Annotated in this window: 19 protein-coding genes; 14 read left to right on the top strand and 5 right to left on the bottom strand. The window is 53.9% G+C overall.

Annotated features, from left to right (window positions below; translation table 11 throughout):
- Positions 1-185 precede the first annotated feature (185 nt).
- The 5 genes from BZK41_RS13170 to ppnP all read left to right on the top strand — a co-directional run bounded on the left by BZK41_RS13170 (position 186) and on the right by ppnP (position 2,871).
- Entirely contained in the window at positions 186-641 is a 456-nt protein-coding gene (locus BZK41_RS13170) for a YaiI/YqxD family protein (RefSeq protein WP_008783909.1), read from the top strand.
- Between the two features lie 186 nt (positions 642-827).
- Positions 828-1,373: a shikimate kinase AroL gene (gene aroL, locus BZK41_RS13165; protein WP_079938401.1), complete on the top strand. Its 546-nt coding sequence runs from the start codon at positions 828-830 to the stop codon at positions 1,371-1,373.
- Between the two features lie 26 nt (positions 1,374-1,399).
- Positions 1,400-1,591, top strand: coding sequence for a protein YaiA (yaiA, locus tag BZK41_RS13160; protein ID WP_003021472.1), 192 nt, complete (start codon positions 1,400-1,402; stop codon positions 1,589-1,591).
- Positions 1,592-1,837: 246 nt separating this feature from the next.
- Positions 1,838-2,515 (top strand): AroM family protein, encoded by a 678-nt coding sequence (locus BZK41_RS13155; protein WP_079938400.1) that lies wholly within the window; start codon positions 1,838-1,840, stop codon positions 2,513-2,515.
- 71 nt (positions 2,516-2,586) lie between these two features.
- Positions 2,587-2,871 carry a pyrimidine/purine nucleoside phosphorylase gene (gene ppnP, locus BZK41_RS13150; protein WP_003021477.1) on the top strand — a complete coding sequence of 95 codons (285 nt, stop codon included), beginning with the start codon at positions 2,587-2,589 and terminating at the stop codon, positions 2,869-2,871.
- Between the two features lie 49 nt (positions 2,872-2,920).
- Here ppnP and rdgC read toward each other — a convergent pair whose 3' ends face one another.
- Positions 2,921-3,832, bottom strand: a complete 912-nt coding sequence (gene rdgC / locus BZK41_RS13145) for a recombination-associated protein RdgC (RefSeq protein WP_003021479.1) — start codon at positions 3,830-3,832, stop codon at positions 2,921-2,923.
- Between the two features lie 91 nt (positions 3,833-3,923).
- Between rdgC and mak the strand changes: the two genes are divergently transcribed.
- Positions 3,924-4,832: a fructokinase gene (gene mak / locus BZK41_RS13140; protein ID WP_079938399.1), complete on the top strand. Its 909-nt coding sequence runs from the start codon at positions 3,924-3,926 to the stop codon at positions 4,830-4,832.
- A 27-nt stretch (positions 4,833-4,859) separates the two neighbouring features.
- On the opposite strand, the gene araJ is transcribed toward mak, so the two are convergent.
- From araJ to sbcD, 3 genes are all read right to left on the bottom strand, one after another.
- A complete protein-coding gene (gene araJ, locus BZK41_RS13135; RefSeq protein WP_079938427.1) occupies positions 4,860-6,032 on the bottom strand; it encodes an MFS transporter AraJ in 1,173 nt (390 codons plus the stop codon).
- Between the two features lie 192 nt (positions 6,033-6,224).
- Complete coding sequence (gene sbcC, locus BZK41_RS13130; RefSeq protein WP_079938398.1) at positions 6,225-9,368, bottom strand: exonuclease subunit SbcC; 3,144 nt, start codon at positions 9,366-9,368, stop codon at positions 6,225-6,227.
- On the bottom strand, positions 9,365-10,567 hold the full coding sequence (sbcD, locus tag BZK41_RS13125) for an exonuclease subunit SbcD (protein WP_079938397.1): 1,203 nt from the start codon (positions 10,565-10,567) through the stop codon (positions 9,365-9,367). Before sbcD ends, sbcC begins: the two co-directional genes overlap by 4 nt.
- A 190-nt stretch (positions 10,568-10,757) precedes the next feature.
- Here sbcD and phoB point away from each other — a divergent pair, with 190 nt between their 5' ends.
- From phoB to malZ, 5 genes are all read left to right on the top strand, one after another.
- Positions 10,758-11,447, top strand: coding sequence for a phosphate response regulator transcription factor PhoB (gene phoB / locus BZK41_RS13120; protein WP_003830970.1), 690 nt, complete (start codon positions 10,758-10,760; stop codon positions 11,445-11,447).
- 50 nt (positions 11,448-11,497) lie between these two features.
- On the top strand, positions 11,498-12,793 hold the full coding sequence (gene phoR, locus BZK41_RS13115) for a phosphate regulon sensor histidine kinase PhoR (RefSeq protein WP_079938396.1): 1,296 nt from the start codon (positions 11,498-11,500) through the stop codon (positions 12,791-12,793).
- Positions 12,794-13,198: 405 nt separating this feature from the next.
- Positions 13,199-14,518 (top strand): branched-chain amino acid transporter carrier protein BrnQ, encoded by a 1,320-nt coding sequence (gene brnQ / locus BZK41_RS13105; protein WP_003021501.1) that lies wholly within the window; start codon positions 13,199-13,201, stop codon positions 14,516-14,518.
- Positions 14,519-14,599: 81 nt separating this feature from the next.
- Complete coding sequence (proY, locus tag BZK41_RS13100; protein ID WP_003021504.1) at positions 14,600-15,973, top strand: proline-specific permease ProY; 1,374 nt, start codon at positions 14,600-14,602, stop codon at positions 15,971-15,973.
- Positions 15,974-16,111: 138 nt separating this feature from the next.
- On the top strand, positions 16,112-17,929 hold the full coding sequence (gene malZ, locus BZK41_RS13095) for a maltodextrin glucosidase (protein ID WP_079938394.1): 1,818 nt from the start codon (positions 16,112-16,114) through the stop codon (positions 17,927-17,929).
- On the opposite strand, the gene BZK41_RS13090 is transcribed toward malZ, so the two are convergent.
- Positions 17,923-18,825, bottom strand: a complete 903-nt coding sequence (locus BZK41_RS13090) for a LysR family transcriptional regulator (RefSeq protein ID WP_079938393.1) — start codon at positions 18,823-18,825, stop codon at positions 17,923-17,925. The genes malZ and BZK41_RS13090 overlap by 7 nt on opposite strands.
- Positions 18,826-19,098: 273 nt before the next feature.
- On the opposite strand from BZK41_RS13090, the gene BZK41_RS13085 reads away from it, so the two are divergent.
- From BZK41_RS13085 to BZK41_RS13075, 3 genes are all read left to right on the top strand, one after another.
- On the top strand, positions 19,099-19,740 hold the full coding sequence (locus BZK41_RS13085; protein WP_003021513.1) for a hydrolase: 642 nt from the start codon (positions 19,099-19,101) through the stop codon (positions 19,738-19,740).
- Between the two features lie 102 nt (positions 19,741-19,842).
- The gene (locus BZK41_RS13080) at positions 19,843-20,388 is read left to right on the top strand and encodes an antibiotic biosynthesis monooxygenase (RefSeq protein WP_079938392.1); all 546 of its coding nucleotides are present in this window, start codon (positions 19,843-19,845) and stop codon (positions 20,386-20,388) included.
- 21 nt (positions 20,389-20,409) lie between these two features.
- Complete coding sequence (locus BZK41_RS13075; protein WP_079938391.1) at positions 20,410-22,278, top strand: amidohydrolase; 1,869 nt, start codon at positions 20,410-20,412, stop codon at positions 22,276-22,278.
- Positions 22,279-22,362: the final 84 nt, after the last annotated feature.

The following is a 22,362-nucleotide window of genomic DNA, read 5'->3' as shown; positions in this document are numbered from 1 at the left end:
CACTTACCAGAGTAAGCTCATCGGGACTCACTCTCTTGCCGCCTGCCTGCAACTCGAATTATTTAGGGTAAATCTGGGAAAGCTAAGCTTAGCGCGGAATGAATATGTTCAGAAGGAGAAACAGCACTTTGCCTGAAAGTAAAAGCACGCGACAATGTGCGACAGCACACCAGTGGGGAGAAGTTATGACAATATGGGTGGATGCCGATGCGTGTCCGAATGTGATTAAAGACATTTTGTACCGCGCTTCTGAGCGCATGCAAATGCCGCTTGTTTTGGTGGCCAACCAAAGCCTGCGCGTCCCGCCTTCGCGTTTCATCAGCACATTACGTGTGCCTGCGGGCTTTGACGTCGCTGATAACGAGATTGTGCGTCAGTGCAGCGCCGGTGATTTAGTGATAACGGCAGATATTCCGCTGGCGGCTGAAGTGATTGAAAAAGGTGCGGCGGCGCTTAACCCGCGCGGCGAACGTTATACCGAAGCCACGATCCGCGAGCGTCTGATGATGCGTGATTTTATGGATACGCTACGCGCCAGCGGTATTCAGACTGGGGGGCCGGACAGCCTTTCGCCCCGCGACAGACAGCATTTTGCGGCTGAACTGGATAAGTGGTGGCTGGAAGTTCAGCGTAGAAAATAGAATGTGTAATTTATTATTTACACTTTATTCGTTGTGAATTCTTGTTATAGTAGGGATTAACTCATCTCGCCATTCTTTCTGTAATTTTTTCTTTACAATTTTGGCGATGTACTAGTTTGATGATATGATTATATTTTTAACCGCATCAGATCCCGCTTGTTGGCGGCTCTCTGGGGAAATTCTGTGATGACGCAACCTCTTTTTCTTGTTGGCCCCCGGGGGTGTGGTAAGACGACAACCGGTATGGCGCTGGCAAAGGCTATTGATTTCCAGTTCGTTGATACCGATCGCTGGTTGCAATCGCACGTGCAAATGACCGTGGCGGAAATCGTCGAAAGAGAAGGATGGGAAGGGTTTCGTGCCCAGGAAACGACCGCTCTGCAGGCGGTCACAGCACCAGCAACGGTTGTTGCGACCGGCGGCGGTATCATTCTTACTGAATTCAATCGCCACTACATGCGCAGCCACGGCGTGGTTATCTATTTAAGCGCACCGGTATCGGTACTGGTTGATCGTCTGGAGGCCACGCCTGAAGAGGGGTTGCGCCCAACATTAACCGGTAAGCCGTTGACTGAAGAAGTGCAGGAAGTGCTCGCCCAGCGCGATGTTCTGTATCGTGAATCCGCGCACTATATCGTTGATGCCACCAATCCGCCTGCGCAGGTGGTGGAAGACATTCTTGGGATACTGGCGCAGGCAGCGCCACGGTTGCAGGGTGGTGTCTATACTTAATGTTCATCCAGTGAAAAGGAAGAACTATGCCGACACAACCACCTTACCCACGTCAAGCGACCATTGTTACGGTTGAAAAAGGGACGCCAGGCCAGACGGTAACCTGGTATCAACTTCGTGCCGATCACCCTAAACCGAATTCGTTGATCAGTGAGCATCCTTCGGCTCAGGAAGCGATGGATGCTAAAAAACGCTACGAAGACCCCGATAAAACCTGATATGAAGACCGCCCGGGCACGAGTCTTAAAAGTGCCAGTCCGGGCGTGCATCACATTTTTTTAAATTTCGCCGTATACAGTAAAAATTGAAAATTAAACAATAACAATCCAGTACTGGAATGATCTGGAATCTTTACACAATACACCGCCGATCTACTGCTACGCTTTTGAGCATTTGTAGCACAGGTCAGCGCCCGGCACTTATCCGGGATTTCACAGCAAAGTAAGAAGACGGTGGAACAACAAATGAGTACGTCGTTGGCTATCCTCACGATCGGCGTTGTGCCGATGTGTGAGATGTTACCGCTCCTGACGGAATATATTGATGAACAGCACATTACTCACCACAGTCTGCTGGGGCAGATGCAGCGAGAAGATGTGATGGCCGAGTACGGGGCTTCACCCGGTGATGAGCTGTTATTAACGCTGCTTAGCGACCATCAACTAGCTCATGTCTCACGCCAGAAAGTGGAACGCTCGCTGCAAAGCATCGTGGAGGTTCTCGATAATCAGGGATTTGATGTGATCCTGCTGATGAGTACCGCCTCAATCGCTCGTCTGACCGCTCGTAATAGCATCCTGCTGGAACCCATACGCATTATTCCCCCGTTAGTGGCTTCGATTGTCGAAGGGCATCAGGTTGGGGTCATTGTGCCCGTCGCTGAATTGCTCAACGCTCAGGCACAAAAATGGCAGGTGTTACAAACTCCGCCAGTGTACGCCGTAGCGAACCCAGTAGAAGGTTCTGAACAACAGCTGATTGATGCCGGGAAGTATCTCCTTGAGCAAGGCGCTGATGTTCTCATGCTGGACTGCCTGGGTTTTCATCAACGTCATCGTGATTTACTGCAAAAGTCGCTGGATGTCCCGGTTCTACTGTCCAATGTGTTGATTGCCCGACTGGCTTCGGAATTGCTGGCGTAATTTTGCGTGACAGGTGGAACATCAGCCCCCTATATTGGTTCCTAACTTAATCACGAGATAGGGCCAGTTGTATGCTTCAAAGTAATGAATACTTTTCCGGCAAAGTAAAATCGATCGGTTTTACCAGCAGCAGTACTGGCCGCGCCAGTGTAGGCGTGATGGCTGAAGGCGAATATACCTTTGGTACTGCGGCGCCTGAAGAGATGACGGTGGTTAGTGGCGCACTGAACGTGCTGCTGCCGGGGGAAACCGAGTGGAAAGTGTATGCCGCAGGAGACGTGTTTAACGTACCGGGCAACAGCGAGTTTCATCTGCAGGTGGCAGAGCCAACATCCTATCTTTGCCGCTATCTGTAAGCGTAAAAATGACGAATGGCGACATTGAGCCGCCATTCGCTAAACACGGCTAACGTTGCGCTTCGCCGCCTAATCCTTCCACCAGACTTTTAATCAGCGCCGCCAGTTCACCCGTCATCAGGATGAAATCGGCATCAAAACGCTGCGCATAATCTTCGCGGTCGATATCTTCGTTCTGATCGCGCAACTCGTCGCTGAACTTCAGGCGCTTAATAGAGCCGTCGTCACACATAACAAACTGAATGCGCTGCTGCCAGTCGAGGGCCAGCTTGGTGACCAGTTTGCCTGCTTCGATATGCACGGCGATTTCGTCGCAGACCAGATCCTGCTTTTTCGCGCGGATCACACCGCCGTCTTCAAGGATCGCTTTCAGTTCAGCTTCATCCAGCAACTGGAATCCTTGTGCCGTTGTGCCGGAGCGAACCCATTCGGTCAGCGTCAGCTCAATAGGGTTTTCCATCGTCAGCGGAACGACCGGCAGCGAACCGAGACTCTTACGCAGCAGCGCCAGCGTATCTTCGGCTTTCTTCGCGCTCGCACAGTCAACCATGATCAGATCGTTGACGGTGTCGATCCACATCATTGTCTGGCTGAAGCGGCTAAAGGCGCGCGGCAGCAATGAGTGCAGAACTTCATCTTTCAGCGAGTCTTTTTCGGTCTTCTTAAGTTTGCGACCTTGCTCAGCTTCCAGTTTGAATATTTTGGCTTCCAGCGCCTGTTTGATAACCGGCGACGGCAGAATTTTTTCTTCTTTGCGGGCGCAGATAATAATTTGGCCATTGGCGGTATGCGTTAATGCATCGCTGTGCGATCCCATCGGCGGAACCCAGCCCATTTTTGCCATATCCTGGCTACCGCAAGGGGTGAACGTCATTGATGCCAGCTGTTTTTCCATCTCTTCGGCACGCAAAGAAACATCGCGGCTAAGACGGTAAACCATTAAATTTTTGAACCACAGCATGATAATTTCCACGGCCTTGTCGTTAAATCCAGCGGGCATGATAGCGAATTGTCGCTATGCTTGCATTGTTAATCGGGAAGAGGAGCAAACAGTGCGTATAGGTATCGATTTAGGCGGTACGAAAACGGAAGTTATTGCGCTTGGCGATGCGGGCGAACAGCTTTTTCGCCACCGCCTGCCCACGCCGCGTGATGATTATCGGCAAACGATAGAAACCATCGCCACGCTGGTGGAGATGGCGGAAAACGCCACCGGGCAGACGGGAACCGTGGGAATGGGCATTCCAGGTTCAATCTCGCCCTACACTGGGGTGGTGAAGAATGCCAACTCGACCTGGCTTAACGGGCAACCTTTTGACAAAGACCTGAGTTCGCGTCTGAATCGCGAAGTGCGGTTGGCAAATGATGCCAACTGTCTGGCGGTTTCCGAAGCAGTGGATGGTGCTGCGGCGGGGGCGCAAACCGTGTTTGCGGTGATTATCGGCACCGGATGTGGCGCAGGCGTGGCCCTGAATGGTCGGGCGCACACGGGCGGTAACGGTATCGCGGGCGAGTGGGGGCATAATCCGCTGCCATGGATGGACGAAGATGAGCTGCGTTTTCGACAGGAAGTCCCCTGTTATTGTGGCAAACAAGGCTGCATTGAAACTTTCATTTCCGGGACCGGCTTTGCCACCGACTACCAGCGTCTGAGCGGTAAGCAGCTCAAAGGCAGTGAAATTATCAGCCTTGTTAATGCGCAGGATGCTCTTGCGGAGCAGGCATTGAGCCGCTATGAGCGTCGTCTGGCGAAATCACTGGCGCATGTGGTGAATATTCTCGATCCGGACGTCATTGTGCTGGGCGGTGGAATGAGCAATGTCGACCGACTGTATCAAAACGTTCCGACGTTGATTAAACAGTTTGTCTTTGGCGGCGAATGCGAAACGCCTTTACGCAGAGCGCTACACGGTGACTCCAGCGGCGTACGTGGCGCGGCCTGGCTGTGGCCGCAGGAGTAATGTTCGCGTAGCCGGGTAGCGCAGATGCTATCCGGCAGCGTGTGTCATCTGGGGTGCAGCACGCTTCAGGCGACCGTACAGCAACAGTGACGACATCGCAGAAAACGACAGCAGTGCCGCCGGCAGCGTCACATAGTTGTAGGCAAAGCCCAGCGTCAGCATCATGCCACCGCAGTAAGCGCCAATCGCGCTACCGAGATTAAAGGCAATTTGCCCGCCAGCCGCACCCAGCAGCTCACCTCCTTTAGCATTTTGCAGCAGCAAAATTTGCAGCGGTGCCGACAGGGCAAACAGGCCCGCGCAGCAAATAAAGGCGAAGGTCAGCGACGCGGCTTTGATCCCGCCAAAGGCAAAGAGCAACAGCAGAGCCAGCACAATCACGAAGTCGGTTATCACCGCAATGCGCAGCGGCGTATAGCGACCAGACAGCCGACCGCTCAGCAGATTTCCCAACACCATTCCTAATCCTACCAGCATCATGATGAAGGTCATCAGCGCTTCGGAGAAGCCGGAGATATACATCATGTACGGTTTGACGTAGCTGAACCAGGCGAAAACCCCGGCGTTACCGAACATGGTGGCGGAAAAGATGAGCCATGGGGCGGGGCTTTTCAAAAAGTGAAATTGTTCGCGCAGTTTCCCTTTTGCCTCATCGCTGATGTTGGGTATCCAAAAAGCGACCGAGACCATTACGGCGATATTAAAGACGGCAATCAGCAGAAACGTGTAGCGCCAGCTAAATTCCTGGCTCAGCCAGGTACCGAAAGGAATGCCAACCAGATTAGCAACGGTCATCCCCGAAATCATACCCGCGACGGCGGCGGTGACTTTTCCCGGACGGGCGAGCTTCGACAGGATAATTGCGCCAACGCCAAAAAATGCGCCGTGTGGGAAACCGGAAACCAGCCTGCCTACCGCCAGCATAAAATAGGAGGAGGAGAGGGTGAAGATGGCGTTGCCAATCACGCACAGTGTGACCAGAAACAGCAGAATATGCTTGAGTGAAAAGCGGCTGGAAAAGAGCGCAATAATGGGGGCGCCCAGCACCACGCCAAAAGCGTAAAACGAAATCATATGGCCAGCGGCAGGAATAGAAATTCCCACGTCCCGCGCCAGCTCGGTGAGAACGCCCATAATGCCAAACTCGGCCATGCCCAGACCAAATGTTCCCAGCGCTAAAGAGAAAATGACTTTTTTCATACCACCTGCCAACAAGAAAGACGCAGGATGTGCGTCATAGCGGCGAACGTTCGCCGCCAATAGCGATAGCTTGCGGATAAGCGAAGTGGAATGCCATTTCATATCCGTCCCTGAGTATGCATTATTGTGCTACATACCGTGCCGGATAGCGATGGCGCTTATCCGGCCTGTGACATCACATCCGCTGGCCGATTACTCCACTGCAAACATTTTGTCGAGTTTGCTGTAGCCCAGCCCGTTGATTTTTTTCACTTTGATCTGCACCGGAATGCGTTCTTTCATTGCTTCGACGTGGCTGATCACGCCAATGGTTTTACCGGTAGCGTTGAGCGCATCCAGCGCGTCCAGAGCGGTATCCAGCGTTTCGCTGTCCAGCGTGCCGAAGCCTTCGTCGAGGAACAGGGAGTCAATTCGTGTTTTGTGGCTGACCAGATCGGATAATGCCAGCGCCAGCGCCAGACTCACCAGGAAGCTCTCGCCGCCGGAAAGCGTACGCGTGTCACGCACGGCATCGGCCTGCCAGGTATCAACCACTTCCAGCTCCAGCGCTTCGCTGGCCTTGCGCTGCAACAAATAGCGACCATGCAGACGAGTCAACTGGTTGTTGGCAAGCCAGACCAGGTTATCCAGCGTCAGCCCCTGGGCAAATTTGCGGAACTTATCTCCCTCTTTCGAGCCGATCAGCGTATTTAAATACCCCCAGTCTTCAACCTGCTGCGCGACTTTTTCAATCTCCTGCATCAGCGCCTGCTGCTGCTGGCGGTTTTCAGCATCTTGCTTAAGCTGCTGGCGAATTTCGCCCTGACGAGTCGTGTTATCGCGTAGCTGCTGGGTGAGCTGCGCCAGCGTGTCGCGAAGATGTTGTGCCGTGAGCGTGAGATCCACCCCGGTTAGTTGCTGCTGTTGATGAGTCGCCAGCGCCTGCTGAGCCTGATTAAGCAGCGTTTGTGCCTGTTGTTGCTGGTTTTCCAGCGATTGTTTCAACTGCTCAAGGCGGTTAAAGGTCTCTTCATCCAGCAGGGCGGCAATAAACGCATCACGACTATCAAAAATGCTGGCCTGCAACGCGGCATCAAACTGCGCCTGAATTTCTGCGGCACGCTGAGCGTCCTGCGCCTCCTGTTGCTGCAAGGTTTGCCACTGTCCCTGTAAGGAGAGGCAATCGTCGTGCACCTGCCGCCAGTTTTCCAGCGACAAATCCTGAATGTTCTCAGAACGCGCCTCAGATTCTGGCAGCGTTTCCAGTAACGGCGCAAGCTGGGCAATCCGGGCCTGTAACTCGGCAAGTTCATTCTGGCGCTGTTGCCACATTTGCGCTTCGTTCGCCCGTTCGCTTAGCCATGAGGCGACTTCATCCTCAGGCGGAAGGGCCAGACCATGACGGGCCAGCTCGGCGGTTAACGTCGCCTGGCGCTGGTCAATATGCTGTTGGAGTTGAGTAATCTGCTCGGTATGGGCGGCGATTTGCGCCTGCAGGGTATGACGCAAGCTCAACTGATGAAGCTGTTGTTCGTGCTCTTCCTGAGCGGCCAGCCACGGGGCGATGTCATCCTGCGGTTGCAGGGGGACGTTGAGGCTGGTGGTGACGGTTTGCCACTCTTGAGTAAGTGCTTGCTCCTCCTGAGAAAGCGTCTGTACTTCGCGTTCATCGCGCTGAAGTTGCTGGGTTATCGCCTCAAGCTGCCCGCGCAGTGTTGAACCCTCATCGGCCAGCGTTTTGACCTCTTTTTCCAGCGCCTCACGCCGCGTCTGATTCACGCTCAACTCGAGCGTCTGGTAACGCTCAATAGCCGGATGTGTGGTAGAGCCACAAAGCGGACAAGGTTTGCCGGATTCCAGCAATGTCCGCTGGCTTTCCAGATCTTTGATGCGGGCTTCCTGCTCGCAAATGACTCTCACATCGGCAAGCTGCTGGTTTTTATCTTTATAGCGCTGGCGTTTCTCGGCAAGTACCGCGTTGCGCTGGGTCAACTCTTGCTGGCGCTGCGCCAGTGAATCGCGTAGCTGTGCCAGCTGCTTTTGCTTCGGGGCGATTTGTCCGTGCAGATTACTGAGGCGCTGGCGTAGCGGACGAAGCTGCACATGTTGCGCCAGCGCTTCTGTCACTTCCTGCGGCGAAAGGGTCAGCGCAGGAAGCGCCAGTGCATCGAGCTTACGTGTGTCGTTCTCCCGCAGTTGCTGCCACTGGCGTAGCTGGGCACTGGCGTCGGACTGTTGCGCCAGCAGCGCTTTCCATCCCGCCAGTTCGCTACTCCATAAGCGGAAGCGGTCATGCTCGTTCAGCCAGTCGGTTAACGTCTGTTGTTCGGCCAGCATAGCGGCTGACTGCGTGTGCGCCTGCTGACGGATGCGTCCGCGCAGCGCTAAGCTGCTTTGTAAGCGAGCATTCACTTCCTGAATCTTCTGGCGCGTACGCTCGATAGTAGCCGTTTGTTCCTGGATTCGCTCCCAGTGCGGGCGTAACGCTCTGGCCGGTTGCGCCAGGCTCAGCGCTGCCAGCTGTGGCTGCGCGTCTTCTTGCGCCTGAAGTGCTGCCTGTAATGCCTGCTGGTGGCGGTTAATGTCCGTCTGAAGCTCATTTTGCCGAATAAGCCAGTTGAGGTGCTGCTGCTGGGTTTGTTGGCTGGTAAGGTATTGTTTTTCTTCGTCAGTAAGTACCTGCAAACTTTCTGTCAGGGACTGCACCTGCTCTGGTGCTAACAGCGCCACGCCGCTGGCCTGGGCCTGCAGTTTTTCCAGCTCCGTGCGCGCTGATTTGTGCTTTTCAAACACCATGGCGGAGATTTGGCCATAGATCTCAGTACCAGTTAACTCTTCCAGCAGCTCGGCGCGCTCTTTCGGTTTGGCATTAAGAAAGGCGGCAAACTGCCCCTGAGACAGCAGCATTGAACGGGTAAAACGTCCGTAATCCAGCCCGGTAAGCTCGGCGGTCATCTCCAGCTTGTCTTTGACTTTATCAGCGAGGATTTTACCGTCCGCGCAGCGGGCCAGTTCTACGCGTGGGACCTGCAGATTGCCCTCAGGTTGGTTGCGTGCCCGGTTCTGGCTCCAGAATGCGCGGTAGGCTTCGCCGCGCACCTCAAACTCGACCTCGGCCAGACACTCCGCGGTGTCGCGGGTCATCAGGTCATTTTGCGACTGTGACACGGTATTCAGGCGCGGCGTTTCGTGGTACAGCGCAAGGCAAATCGCGTCCAGCAGGGTGGTTTTCCCCGCGCCCGTTGGCCCGGTGATGGCGAACAGTCCATTGCTGGCAAAAGGTTCTGCCGTGAAATCGACTTTCCATTCTCCCTTCAGGGAGTTGAGGTTCTTCAGACGCAGGCTGAGAATTTTCATGCTTCACTCTCCCCGGCAAGCGTGTGTAAGGTTGCGCTAAACAGCTGATTCAGCCGGTCGCGCTGAGGCTCTTCGAGCTCTTCCAGCGCCAGGCGACGGTCAAAAACCTCCGTTACGCTCAGCTCGCTTAACGTTTCGCGTCGTTCATTGGCCATAATTCGTTCGCGCTGTTCCCGACTGCGGCGCACCAGTAACACCTCTACCGGTAAATCTTCGGTTAAGGCCTGAATCTTACGTTGCATGTCATGCAGATAGTCGTCGGTGGTGATTTCAATATCCAGCCATACCGGCGGCTCTTGCTGTACGTCGCGCCACTGCTCAAGCTGGGCGGTAATGGCGGCTAAATCGCCTTTCAGTACTGCAAGCGGCTGGGTGACCGGTACGGTGAGGTTTTCAACGGCGCTGAGTTTCCCCGCTTCAAAGCTCACCAGATGTACACATTTGCTTTTGCCGCATTCGTCAAAACTGAGTGCGATCGGCGAACCGCAGTAGCGAATATGTTCCGTGCCGCCGATAATCTGCGCCCGGTGAATATGCCCCAGCGCGATGTAATCCGCTGGTGGGAAATTTTGCGCCGGAAAGGCGTCCAGCGTACCGATATAAATGTCACGTACGGCGTCACTTTTACTGGCGCCGACGGTGGTCAAATGCCCGGTCGCAATGATGGGCAGATTCCGATCGCCACGCAGCGTGCAGGCGTCCTGATACTGCTGCTGGTAATAGTCGGTGATGGCGCCCAGCAGATGCTGCTGTTTTTCTTGTCCGGTCAGCCCGGCCTGGCTGGTAATGATGTCACGCGGACGTAAGAAAGGAACCGGACACAGGATCGCCCCCGGTGAGCCGTCACGTTGCGGCAGTACCTGCGGCGCATGGCCGGCGCTGGCAACGACCGTGGTGTTGAGAAACGCCAGAATATCGCGGGATTCATTGAGCGTGGCGACGGAGTCGTGGTTGCCTGCCAGCACCACCAGATGACAGCCGGTTTGCTGTAAATTAACGACAAAACGGTTATACAGCTCACGGGCGTAGCTTGGCGGAGAGCCGGTATCAAAAATATCACCTGCCACAATAATGGCATCCACCTGCTGGGATTGTGCCGTCTCCAGCAGCCAGTCGAGAAAGGCCTGATGTTCAGCGGCGCGGCTCTTGCTGTAGAAATTTTGGCCCAGATGCCAGTCAGACGTGTGAAGGATGCGCATAAGAGTTCCATGACGATAAAACAATGGCGGGGATTATAACCTTTCAAGGACGGTAATATCTTGTCTCCGGGCTGTCATAATTCGTCGGGCTGCGTTAAACCTGGGCTATCTTTTCATAAATCTGTCATAAAACTGACGCATAATGGCACCGTATTGATGGCAAACGATTTAATTATAAACAGGGCAAATCATGGCGAGACGTATTCTGGTCGTAGAAGATGAAGCTCCAATTCGTGAAATGGTCTGCTTCGTGCTCGAGCAAAACGGTTTTCAACCCGTAGAAGCCGAAGACTATGACAGTGCTGTGAACCAACTCAATGAACCCTGGCCGGATCTCGTCCTGCTTGACTGGATGCTTCCCGGCGGCTCGGGTCTGCAGTTTATTAAGCATCTCAAGCGCGAAGCCATGACCCGGGACATCCCCGTGATGATGCTGACGGCGAGGGGAGAAGAGGAAGATCGCGTCCGGGGTCTGGAAACCGGTGCGGATGATTATATTACCAAGCCGTTTTCTCCCAAGGAGCTGGTGGCGCGTATTAAAGCTGTGCTGCGTCGTATTTCCCCCATGGCGGTGGAAGAGGTTATTGAGATGCAGGGGCTGAGTCTTGATCCCACTTCGCATCGCGTGATGACCGGCGAAGAACCGCTGGATATGGGGCCGACCGAATTCAAACTGTTGCACTTCTTTATGACTCACCCCGAGCGCGTCTACAGCCGTGAACAACTCCTCAATCATGTCTGGGGAACCAATGTCTACGTGGAAGACCGGACAGTGGATGTGCATATCCGCCGCTTACGTAAAGCGCTGGAGCACAGCGGACACGATCGAATGGTGCAGACAGTTCGCGGGACGGGATATCGTTTTTCGACCCGCTTCTGACTGACAAGAATCAGGGCCTGATGGATTAGGCCGTTTATGGAGTAAGACGTTTGCTAGAACGATTGTCATGGAAAAGGTTGGTACTGGAGCTGATCCTGTGCTGCATACCGGCATTTATCCTTAGCGCTTTTTTTGGTTACCTGCCCTGGTTTTTACTGGCGTCGGTAACGGGCCTGCTTATCTGGCATTTCTGGAATTTATTACGTTTGTCCTGGTGGTTATGGGTCGACAGAAGTATGACGCCGCCGCCGGGGCGAGGCAGTTGGGAGCCGTTGTTATACGGACTGCATCAAATGCAGCTTCGTAACAAAAAACGCCGTCGTGAACTGGGTAATTTGATTAAGCGTTTTCGCAGCGGGGCGGAATCGCTGCCCGATGCGGTGGTGCTGACCACCGAAGAAGGCGGTATCTTCTGGTGTAACGGACTGGCTCAGCAGGTTCTGGGACTGCGCTGGCCAGACGATAGCGGGCAAAATATTCTTAACCTGCTGCGTTACCCGGAATTCACACAATATCTGAAAACGCGCGATTTTAGCCGGCCAATCAATCTGGTGCTTAATACCGGACGGCATCTGGAAATTCGCGTGATGCCCTATACCGATAAGCAATTGCTGATGGTGGCGCGCGACGTTACCCAGATGCACCAACTGGAAGGTTCACGGCGTAACTTTTTCGCCAACGCCAGCCATGAGCTGCGCACGCCGCTGACGGTGCTGCAAGGTTACCTGGAAATGATGCAGGAGCATCCGCTGGAAGGGTCAACGCGCGAAAAAGCGCTGCATACCATGCGCGAACAAACGTACCGTATGGAAGGCCTGGTGAAACAGCTGCTGACGCTGTCAAAAATTGAAGCTGCGCCGACGTTGCAACTGAATGAGAAAGTCGATGTGCCCATGATGCTGCGTGTGATCGAGCACGAAGCGCAAACCCTGAGCCAGCATAAACATACGTTTACCTTTGATATCGATAACAGCCTGAACGTGCGAGGCAACGAGGAACAGTTGCGTAGCGCTATCTCAAATCTTGTGTACAACGCGGTGAACCACACACCAGCGGGAACGCACATTACCGTACGCTGGCAGCATGTGGCGTCGGGGGCGGAGTTTTGCGTGGAAGACAACGGTCCGGGCATTGCCCCCGAGCATATTCCACGTTTGACCGAACGTTTTTATCGTGTGGATAAGGCGCGATCGCGGCAAACGGGCGGTAGCGGGCTGGGCCTTGCCATCGTGAAACATGCGCTGCATCATCACGACAGCCGTTTGAATATCGAAAGCGAACCAGGCAAAGGGACGCGATTTAGTTTCGTGATCCCGGAACGTTTCATTGCCAAAAGTAACGGCTAAGACGTATTCGTAAGATAATCTTTCCAAAAGCCAGCGTAAGCTGGTTTTTTTTATGTGGTCAATATATGCCTCCTGAATTTTACGACGTTTGATTGTTTTTTGTTCGAACTATTACCCATACCTTTTTCCATGAAATGGTGTTTTGTGCTAACCCTATTTTTCATATCGCTATATTGTTCTGGTTTTTGGATCCCACCTTGCTTTAAAACGTTATAAGCGTTTAAATTGCGCTCCAGGTGCTGTCATACCGACTGCATTTACGCGGTAAATCGAAAAACTATTCTTCGCCGCGCCAGGTCGGGAGTATTTCCCGCTGAAATTGAGCAAAAATGCCGCTGTATTGTCCCCCAGGGAAAGGCAAAAATTTACTATTTTCAACACCACATCCACAGGCAGTAAGACTTTATGACCCATCAGTTAAAATCGCGCGATATTATCGCTTTGGGATTTATGACATTTGCACTGTTCGTTGGTGCAGGTAACATCATCTTCCCCCCCATGGTTGGTTTGCAGGCAGGTGAACACGTCTGGACTGCGGCTTTTGGCTTTTTGATTACCGCCGTTGGCCTGCCGGTACTTACCGTTGTCGCGCTGGCGAAAGTCGGTGGTGGTGTGGACCGACTGAGCACACCTATCGGTAAAGTTGCTGGTCTGCTGCTGGCGACCGTTTGCTATCTGGCCGTTGGGCCGTTATTTGCTACCCCGCGTACCGCTACGGTCTCTTTCGAAGTCGGGATTGCACCGCTGACCGGTGATTCTGCGCTGCCGCTGTTTATCTATAGCGTTATCTATTTCGCGATTGTCATTCTGGTTTCGCTGTATCCGGGCAAACTGCTGGATACGGTGGGTAATTTCCTGGCACCGCTGAAAATCCTGGCGCTGGTGGTCCTGTCTGTCGCTGCAATCGTCTGGCCAGCAGGCCCGATCAGTAATGCGATGGAAGCCTATCAAACCGCGGCGTTTTCTAATGGCTTCGTGAACGGGTATCTGACCATGGATACGCTGGGCGCGATGGTGTTTGGTATTGTTATCGTTAACGCCGCTCGCTCGCGTGGTGTTACTGAGGCGCGTCTGCTGACCCGTTACACCGTTTGGGCGGGTTTAATGGCGGGTGTGGGCTTAACGCTGCTGTATCTCGCGCTGTTCCGTCTGGGTTCAGATAGCGCGATTCTGGTCGATCAGTCTGCTAACGGCGCGGCAATTCTGCACGCGTATGTTCAGCACACCTTTGGCGGTGCAGGAAGCTTCCTGCTGGCGGCGCTGATTTTCATCGCTTGTCTGGTCACCGCGGTTGGCCTGACCTGTGCGTGCGCAGAGTTCTTTGCCCAGTACGTTCCACTGTCTTATCGTACGCTGGTATTTATCCTCGGCGGCTTCTCGATGGTGGTTTCTAACCTGGGTCTGAGCCATCTGATTCAGATCTCTATTCCGGTACTGACGGCTATCTATCCGCCATGTATCGCACTGGTTGTATTAAGCTTTACCCGCTCATGGTGGCATAATTCTTCCCGCGTCATTGCACCTGCGATGTTTATCAGCCTGATTTTTGGTATCCTTGATGGCATTAAAGCTTCTGCAATTGGCGACGTGTTACCGGCCTGGACCCAGCGTTTACCGCTGGCGGAGCAAGGGCTGGCGTGGTTGATGCCAACAGTCGTGATGGTGGTCCTGGCAGTTATCTGGGATCGCGCCGCGGGTCGACAAGTGACCTCCAGCGCACACTAATATCACTGACAATAAGTTTTAACCACGGGGCTATTAACATGGCCCCGTGGTTTTTTTATTGTGTTAACAGGTTAGGAATCGATGGAAAGTAATAACAAGCTAAAGCGTGGGCTGAGCACCCGGCACATCCGCTTTATGGCATTAGGTTCAGCAATTGGTACCGGGCTGTTTTACGGCTCGGCCGACGCCATCAAAATGGCGGGCCCAAGCGTGTTGCTGGCCTATATTATCGGCGGTGTAGCGGCGTACATTATTATGCGTGCGCTGGGCGAAATGTCTGTTCATAACCCGGCAGCCAGCTCCTTCTCGCGCTATGCGCAGGAAAACCTCGGACCGCTGGCAGGCTACATTACCGGCTGGACCTACTGTTTTGAAATCCTGATTGTCGCCATTGCCGACGTGACTGCCTTCGGCATATACATGGGCGTCTGGTTCCCGGCGGTACCGCACTGGATTTGGGTACTCAGCGTGGTGCTGATTATCTGCGCCATTAACCTGATGAGCGTGAAGGTGTTTGGTGAGCTGGAGTTCTGGTTCTCGTTCTTCAAAGTCGCCACCATTATCATCATGATTGTCGCCGGTTTCGGCATCATCATTTGGGGGATTGGCAACGGCGGGCAACCGACCGGTATCCATAACTTATGGAGCAACGGTGGCTTCTTCAGCAACGGCTGGCTCGGCATGGTGATGTCGCTGCAAATGGTGATGTTTGCCTATGGCGGGATTGAGATTATCGGGATTACCGCAGGCGAAGCCAAAGACCCGGAAAAATCTATTCCGCGCGCCATCAATTCCGTACCAATGCGTATCCTGGTGTTTTATGTGGGGACGCTGTTCGTCATTATGTCTATCTACCCGTGGAACCAGGTGGGTACCGACGGTAGCCCGTTCGTTATGACGTTCCAGCATATGGGCATTACCTTTGCTGCCGGGATCCTCAACTTTGTGGTTCTGACTGCGTCGCTGTCGGCTATTAACTCTGACGTCTTCGGTGTGGGGCGTATGCTGCACGGCATGGCGGAGCAGGGCAGTGCCCCGAAAATGTTCGCCAAGACGTCGCGTCGTGGCGTGCCGTGGGTTACGGTGATGGTGATGACTATTGCGCTGCTGTTTGCGGTGTATCTTAACTACATCATGCCGGAAAATGTCTTCCTGGTGATCGCCTCTTTGGCGACCTTCGCCACGGTATGGGTGTGGATTATGATCCTGCTGTCGCAGATTGCTTTCCGTCGTCGTCTGCCGCCAGAAGAGGTCAAAGCGCTGAAATTTAAAGTACCGGGTGGGGTAACGACGACCGTTGTTGGCCTGATTTTCCTGGTCTTTATCATCGCGCTCATCGGCTATCATCCGGATACCCGCATTTCGCTGTACGTCGGCTTTGCGTGGATTGTCCTGCTGCTGGTCGGCTGGGGATTCAAGCGCCGTCGCGAGCGCCAACTGGCTGAAGCACAGTAATATTTTTGCCGGGTAGCTTTGCGTTACCCGGTAATTTTCTCCTCCCCCGAACTCCTCCCCCAATAAACGTTAAGATGATGAGTGATCCTGTACTTCGCTATGGCAAGGTGACGTCATTATCATCAAAGGGGATACGTGATGTTGAACGCCTGGCACCTTCCGGTTGCCCCATTTGTTAAGCAAAACAAAGATCAACTGACGATTACATTATGGCTGGCGGGGGAAAATCCACCCCAGCGGGTGACGCTACGCGCAGAAAACGATAACGAAGAGATTTCGCTGGCTATGCACAAGCAGCGCAGCCAGCCGCAGCCGGGTGTGACCGCGTGGCGAGCGGCGATCGATCTCTCCAGCGGGCAGCCTCGTCGACGCTATAGCTTTAAATTACTTTGGCTCGATCGTCAGCTGTGGTTCACCCCACAGGGATTCAGCCGTTTTCCGCCTGCGCGTCTGGAGCAGTTTGCGGTTGATGTGCCGGATAACGGTCCGCAGTGGGTCGCTGACCAGGTTTTTTACCAAATTTTCCCGGACCGTTTTGCCCGCAGCCAGTCACGTGAAGCGGGCCAGGATAACGTCTATTATCACCACGCGGCCGGACACGACATCTTACGGCGTGAATGGGACGAACCGCTTACAGCCCTGGCCGGTGGCTCCACGTTTTATGGCGGAGATTTGGACGGCATCAGCGAAAAGCTACCGTACCTGAAAACGTTAGGGGTCACGGCGCTGTACCTGAATCCTGTATTTACCGCCCCGAGCGTGCATAAATACGATACCGAAGATTACCGTCATGTTGATCCGCAATTTGGTGGCGACAGGGCGCTGCTGCGCCTGCGGCACAACACCCAACAGCAGGGTATGCGTCTGATTCTGGACGGCGTCTTTAACCATAGCGGTGATTCGCACGCCTGGTTTGACCGACATAATTGGGGGACGGACGGGGCGTGCCATAACCCAGAATCTCCCTGGCGCGACTGGTATCATTTCTCAGCCGATGGCGTTGCACTCGACTGGCTGGGGTATTCCAGCTTACCTAAGCTGGACTTTTCCTCGGAAAGCCTGGTGAATGAAATTTATCGTGGTGAAGATAGTATCGTCCGCCACTGGCTGAAAGCGCCGTGGAGTATGGACGGCTGGCGTCTTGATGTAGTGCACATGCTGGGAGAGGCCGGAGGTGCACGTAACAACCTACAACATGTGGCCGGAATTACGCAGGCGGCAAAAGAAACGCAGTCAGAGGCGTATGTGGTGGGCGAGCATTTTGGCGATGCGCGCCAGTGGTTGCAGGCCGATGCAGAAGATGCCGCCATGAATTATCGCGGCTTTACTTTCCCCCTCTGGGGATTCCTTGCCAATACCGATATTTCATACGATCCGCAATCCATTGATGCCCAGACCTGTATGGCGTGGATGGATAACTACCGCGCGGGTTTGTCTCATCAGCAACAGCTGCGGATGTTTAATCAGCTCGACAGCCACGATACTGCCCGCTTTAAATCTCTGCTCGGTAAAGACGTCGCACGGTTACCGCTAGCGGTGGTGTGGCTGTTTACCTGGCCTGGCGTGCCCTGTATTTACTACGGTGACGAAGTGGGACTGGACGGGAACAACGATCCGTTTTGTCGCAAACCATTCCCGTGGCAGCCTGAAAAGCAGGACGCTAATCTGCTGGCGTTGTATCAGCGGTTGGCAAAATTACGCCACCAGAATCAGGCGCTTCGCCACGGTGGTTGCCAGGTGATTTACGCTGAGGATAACGTGGTGGTGTTTGCGCGGGTGCTAAACCGCCAGCGCGTACTGGTGGCAATTAACCGTGGCCACGCTTGTGAAGTGGTCCTGCCAGCCTCGCCATTACTGAGCGTCAGTCAATGGCAGCACAAAGAGGGCAACGGCATGCTTGCCGACGATATCCTGACTCTGCCGGCGATTTCTGCCTCGGTATGGGTAGGTCATTGATACAAACGTGCAATCTCCGGGCTTGCCAGCAGCGTTTCCCGCCACCAGCGCTGTGCCAGCCCATCGCGGTTATTGCGCCATGCCATATAAGCCACGTCTTTTTGGCGAAATGAGATAACCGTTTTTTCCACCAGCTCGCCCGTGGTAAGCCACGGGCTGGCAATATGGCGGGGGAGAAATCCGCAGCCCATACCGGCCCGCAGTAGCATCACTTTGCTGTGGAAGTCATCGACGCGGATTTGCGCCTGTTCCTCCATCAGATTGGTTTGTAACGGATGGCAGAAGCGAGCGCTGTCGCTGATAACAATCGCCCGATGCAGGCACAGCTGCTCGTTAGTCAGGTCATCTGGCGCTGCGGCCAGCGGATGCTGAGGTGCCACGACAAATACATTGTCCAACGTGCCGAGCATTTTGTAGGACCAGGCCGCTGACGTTGGCGGTTCATTGATCGCTCCCAGGATGATATCTGCTCCATTATGGGTCAGCTCCTCCCAGGAGCCCGCCAGCGTATGGTGTGTAAAACTGAGGCGAGTTTGCTTATTCAGCGCGTGAAATTCATCGATAATGGGTAACAGCGCGGCGAAAGGAAAGGAGTCGTCCAGCGCAATCGCCAGCTCTTTTTCCCAGCCTGAACTCAGTTGCACCGCCTGCTTTTCGAGATCTTTTGCCGCATTCAGCAGCAAACGCCCTTTTTCCAGCATCATCTGTCCGGTATCGGTAAATTTTGCCCGGTGCCCGGAACGATCAAGCAGCTCGATATTCAAATCGCTTTCCAGCTTCTGAATCATATAGCTGAGTGCGGCAGGGGTTTTAAACAGCGACTCGGCCGCTGCGGCAAATGAACCCTGTTTGTCGAGTGCGTCGAGAATAAGCAAAACATCCAGATTAATGCGCATAAGCAGAAAATATCCTGAAAATTAAACCCTTCTGTTGTACCGAATGAAGAAAAACAATGCCAGTGAATAAATTAGATGAGTCATGCGCATTTTTTTGATGTTGTTTAGGATATATCGCAATACAAAATTAATAGTTTCACAGGATGGTAAGTTTTCTTTAATAACTCGTTAGAAATTTCCCGCTATACTCAACAAGCTTTCTGATTCAGGATCCTGCTGCTGACGGCAGATACAGACCGTTGCCTTTTAACTTATTGATTAAGAAGGTGTGCTATGTCTATTCGGGAACTGATTGACCCTCAAAACTCTACGCTTATTTTTATTGATCATCAGCCGCAAATGTCATTCGGTGTGGCGAATATTGATCGCCAGACTTTAAAAAATAATACCGTAGCATTAGCGAAAGCCGGGAAAATATTCAATGTTCCGGTGATTTATACTTCTGTAGAAACCAAAAGTTTTAGCGGATATATCTGGCCGGAATTGTTAGCGGTTCATCCTGATGTCAAACCCATTGAACGCACCTCAATGAACTCCTGGGAAGATGCGGCGTTTGTGAAAGCGGTGGAAGCGACCGGGCGTAAAAAACTGATTATCTCCGCGCTGTGGACCGAAGTATGCCTGACTTTTCCGGCGCTGATGGCACTGGAAGCAGGCTATGAAGTTTATGTGGTAACTGATACCTCCGGCGGCACGTCCGTGGATGCTCATGAGCGTTCTATCGACCGTATGGTGCAGGCGGGTGCCGTACCCGTAACCTGGCAACAGGTTCTTCTCGAGTACCAGCGCGACTGGTCCCGCAAAGAAACCTACGACGCCGTCATGGATCTGGTCCGTGAGCACAGCGGCGCCTACGGTATGGGCGTGGATTATGCCTATACCATGGTGCATGGCGCGCCGGAACGTAAAGCTTAAATACACGTCATCCTTCATGTTGCCTGAATGCATCGTCATAGATCTCGTGTATTGATATTGATGGCGGGCTATCCCGCCATTCCCCTCAACAAGGAACCCTTCATGGCGCAGAACACACATGTGACGTTGGTGATTACTCACACTCTGCTACCTGAGCAGGCGCAGCGGTATGAGCAGTGGCTGGGGAAAATCATGCCGGTAGCGGCTGAATTTCCCGGTCATCTCGGGGCGAACGTGATTCGCCCGGCAGATGGCAACAACCTGTGGAACATCATTATCCGCTTCGACACGCTTGAGCATCTGTATAACTGGACCCAGTCCGATACGCGCCGCGTGTTGGTCGAAGAGATTGCTCCACTGCTGGCGGAAGGTGACAAAACCGAAATTCGCACCGAAGCGGCATTCTGGTTTACGCCGCCCGCGCCCCATGTACGCCAGCCCAAACGCTGGAAACAGTTCCTGATAACCCTGCTGGTGATATTTCCCAGCACCAATCTGGTGCCGTGGTTGACCGGCATTGTGCTGCCTGCAATGAAGGGCTCGTTACTCCTGCATCTCATCAATGATGCCTTTGTGGTTGCGCTGGTGGTCTGGTTCTGGATGCCCATCGTAACCCGTCTGTTTGCCGGATGGCTGAAAAAAGCCTGACCGGTATCTCAGGAGATTGTTATGTCTCAAACTGCCACACTGATTCTGACTCACGGAAAAATTCATACTCTCGATAGGCAAAGTACGCAGGTCGAGGCGGTGGCGATCGCCAACGGAAAGATCCTGGCGACCGGTAGCCACGAACGGGTAATGAGCTTTGCCGCCGAAGGGACGCAGGTTGTCGATCTGCAAGGACATACGGTGATCCCGGGCCTGAACGATTCGCACCTGCACCTTATTCGCGGTGGACTGAATTACAACCTGGAATTGCGTTGGGAAGGCGTGCCGTCGCTTGCGGACGCGCTACGTATGCTCAAAGACCAGGCTGACAGAACGCCGTCGCCACAATGGGTACGCGTGGTGGGGGGCTGGAGCGAATTCCAGTTTGCCGAACGTCGTATGCCAACCCTTGAAGAACTGAATGAGGCCGCCCCGGATACCCCGGTATTTGTTCTGCATCTTTACGACAGGGCTTTGCTCAACCGCGCTGCGCTGAAAGCGGTTGGCTATACCAAAGCGACGCCGGATCCGGCGGGCGGTGAGATTGTGCGTGATAGCAACGGCAACCCGACCGGGATGTTGATCGCTAAACCGAACGCCATGATCCTTTACTCGACGCTGGCAAAAGGACCAAAACTGCCGCTGGAAATGCAGGTTAATTCGACCCGCCAGTTTATGCGTGAACTGAACCGTCTGGGACTGACCAGCGCCATCGATGCGGGCGGCGGCTTCCAGAACTACCCGGAAGATTACGAGATCATTGAGCAGCTACACGCCAACAAGCAGATGACGGTGCGCATAGCTTACAACCTGTTTACCCAGCGTCCGAAGCAGGAACTGGAAGACTTTGAACGCTGGACCGATATGCTCAAGCCAGGGCAGGGAACCGACTTCTACCGTGCCAACGGGGCAGGGGAAATGCTGGTCTTTTCGGCAGCGGATTTTGAAGACTTCCTTCAGCCGCGCCCGGATCTGCCGGAGGGGATGGAAGATGAGCTGGAGCGCGTGGTGCGACACCTGGTGGAGCATCGCTGGCCGTTCCGCCTGCACGCCACCTACGATGAATCCATCAGCCGAATGTTGGACGTGTTTGAGAAAGTTAATCGTGATATCCCGTTCAATGGCCTGCACTGGTTCTTCGATCACGCCGAAACGATTACCGAACGGAATATCGAACGCGTAAAAGCGCTGGGGGGCGGGATTGCGGTCCAGCACCGTATGGCGTTCCAGGGAGAGTATTTTGTCGATCGCTACGGCAAAGACGCGGTTAAACATACGCCGCCGGTGGCGAAAATGCTGGCGGCTGATGTGCCAGTTGGCCTGGGTACCGATGCTACGCGCGTGGCAAGTTACAACCCGTGGACAGCGTTGTACTGGCTGGTATCAGGACGCACCGTTGGCGGTATGGCGATGTACGATGATAACAATCGCCTGGCGCGTGATGTGGCACTGGAACTGTGGACGGCCGGGAGCGCCTGGTTTTCCAGCGAGCAGGGTAAGAAAGGGCGCATCGAAAAAGATCAACTGGCCGACCTGGTGGTGCTGTCCAAAGATTACTTCAGCGTGGCGGAAGAAGAGATCAAAGGCATCGAGTCAGTGATGACCATTGTCGATGGCAAAGTAGTGTACGCGGCCGGGCATTTCACCCCGCTGGCTCCACCTGCTATTCCGATAGTGCCGGACTGGTCGCCGGTGGTGAAGGTGCCAGGGCATTATCGCTCAGCGCCACCTGCAGCCGCAAAAATTGGCGCAATGGTGCAGATGCACCAGTGCTGCGGTAGCTGCGGTGTACACGGTCACCAGCATGATATTGCGCGAAAATCGGGGATTCCGGTGTCAGATGACCGGGCTTTCTGGGGTGCGCTTGGCTGTTCCTGCTTCGCGTTTTAATTGCGGTTTGGATAAGCGTATCGTCACTGGCGATACTAACGGAAAGTGACGCAATCGCTTATCTGATCTGCGAACAATAAAAAA

Origin of the sequence: Citrobacter sp. A316 (genome assembly GCF_002042945.1) — a bacterium.
GTDB lineage: Bacteria > Pseudomonadota > Gammaproteobacteria > Enterobacterales > Enterobacteriaceae > Citrobacter > Citrobacter portucalensis.
The sequence above is the reverse complement of the archived record's forward strand: the minus strand, read 5'-3'. Positions and strand labels throughout refer to the sequence as shown.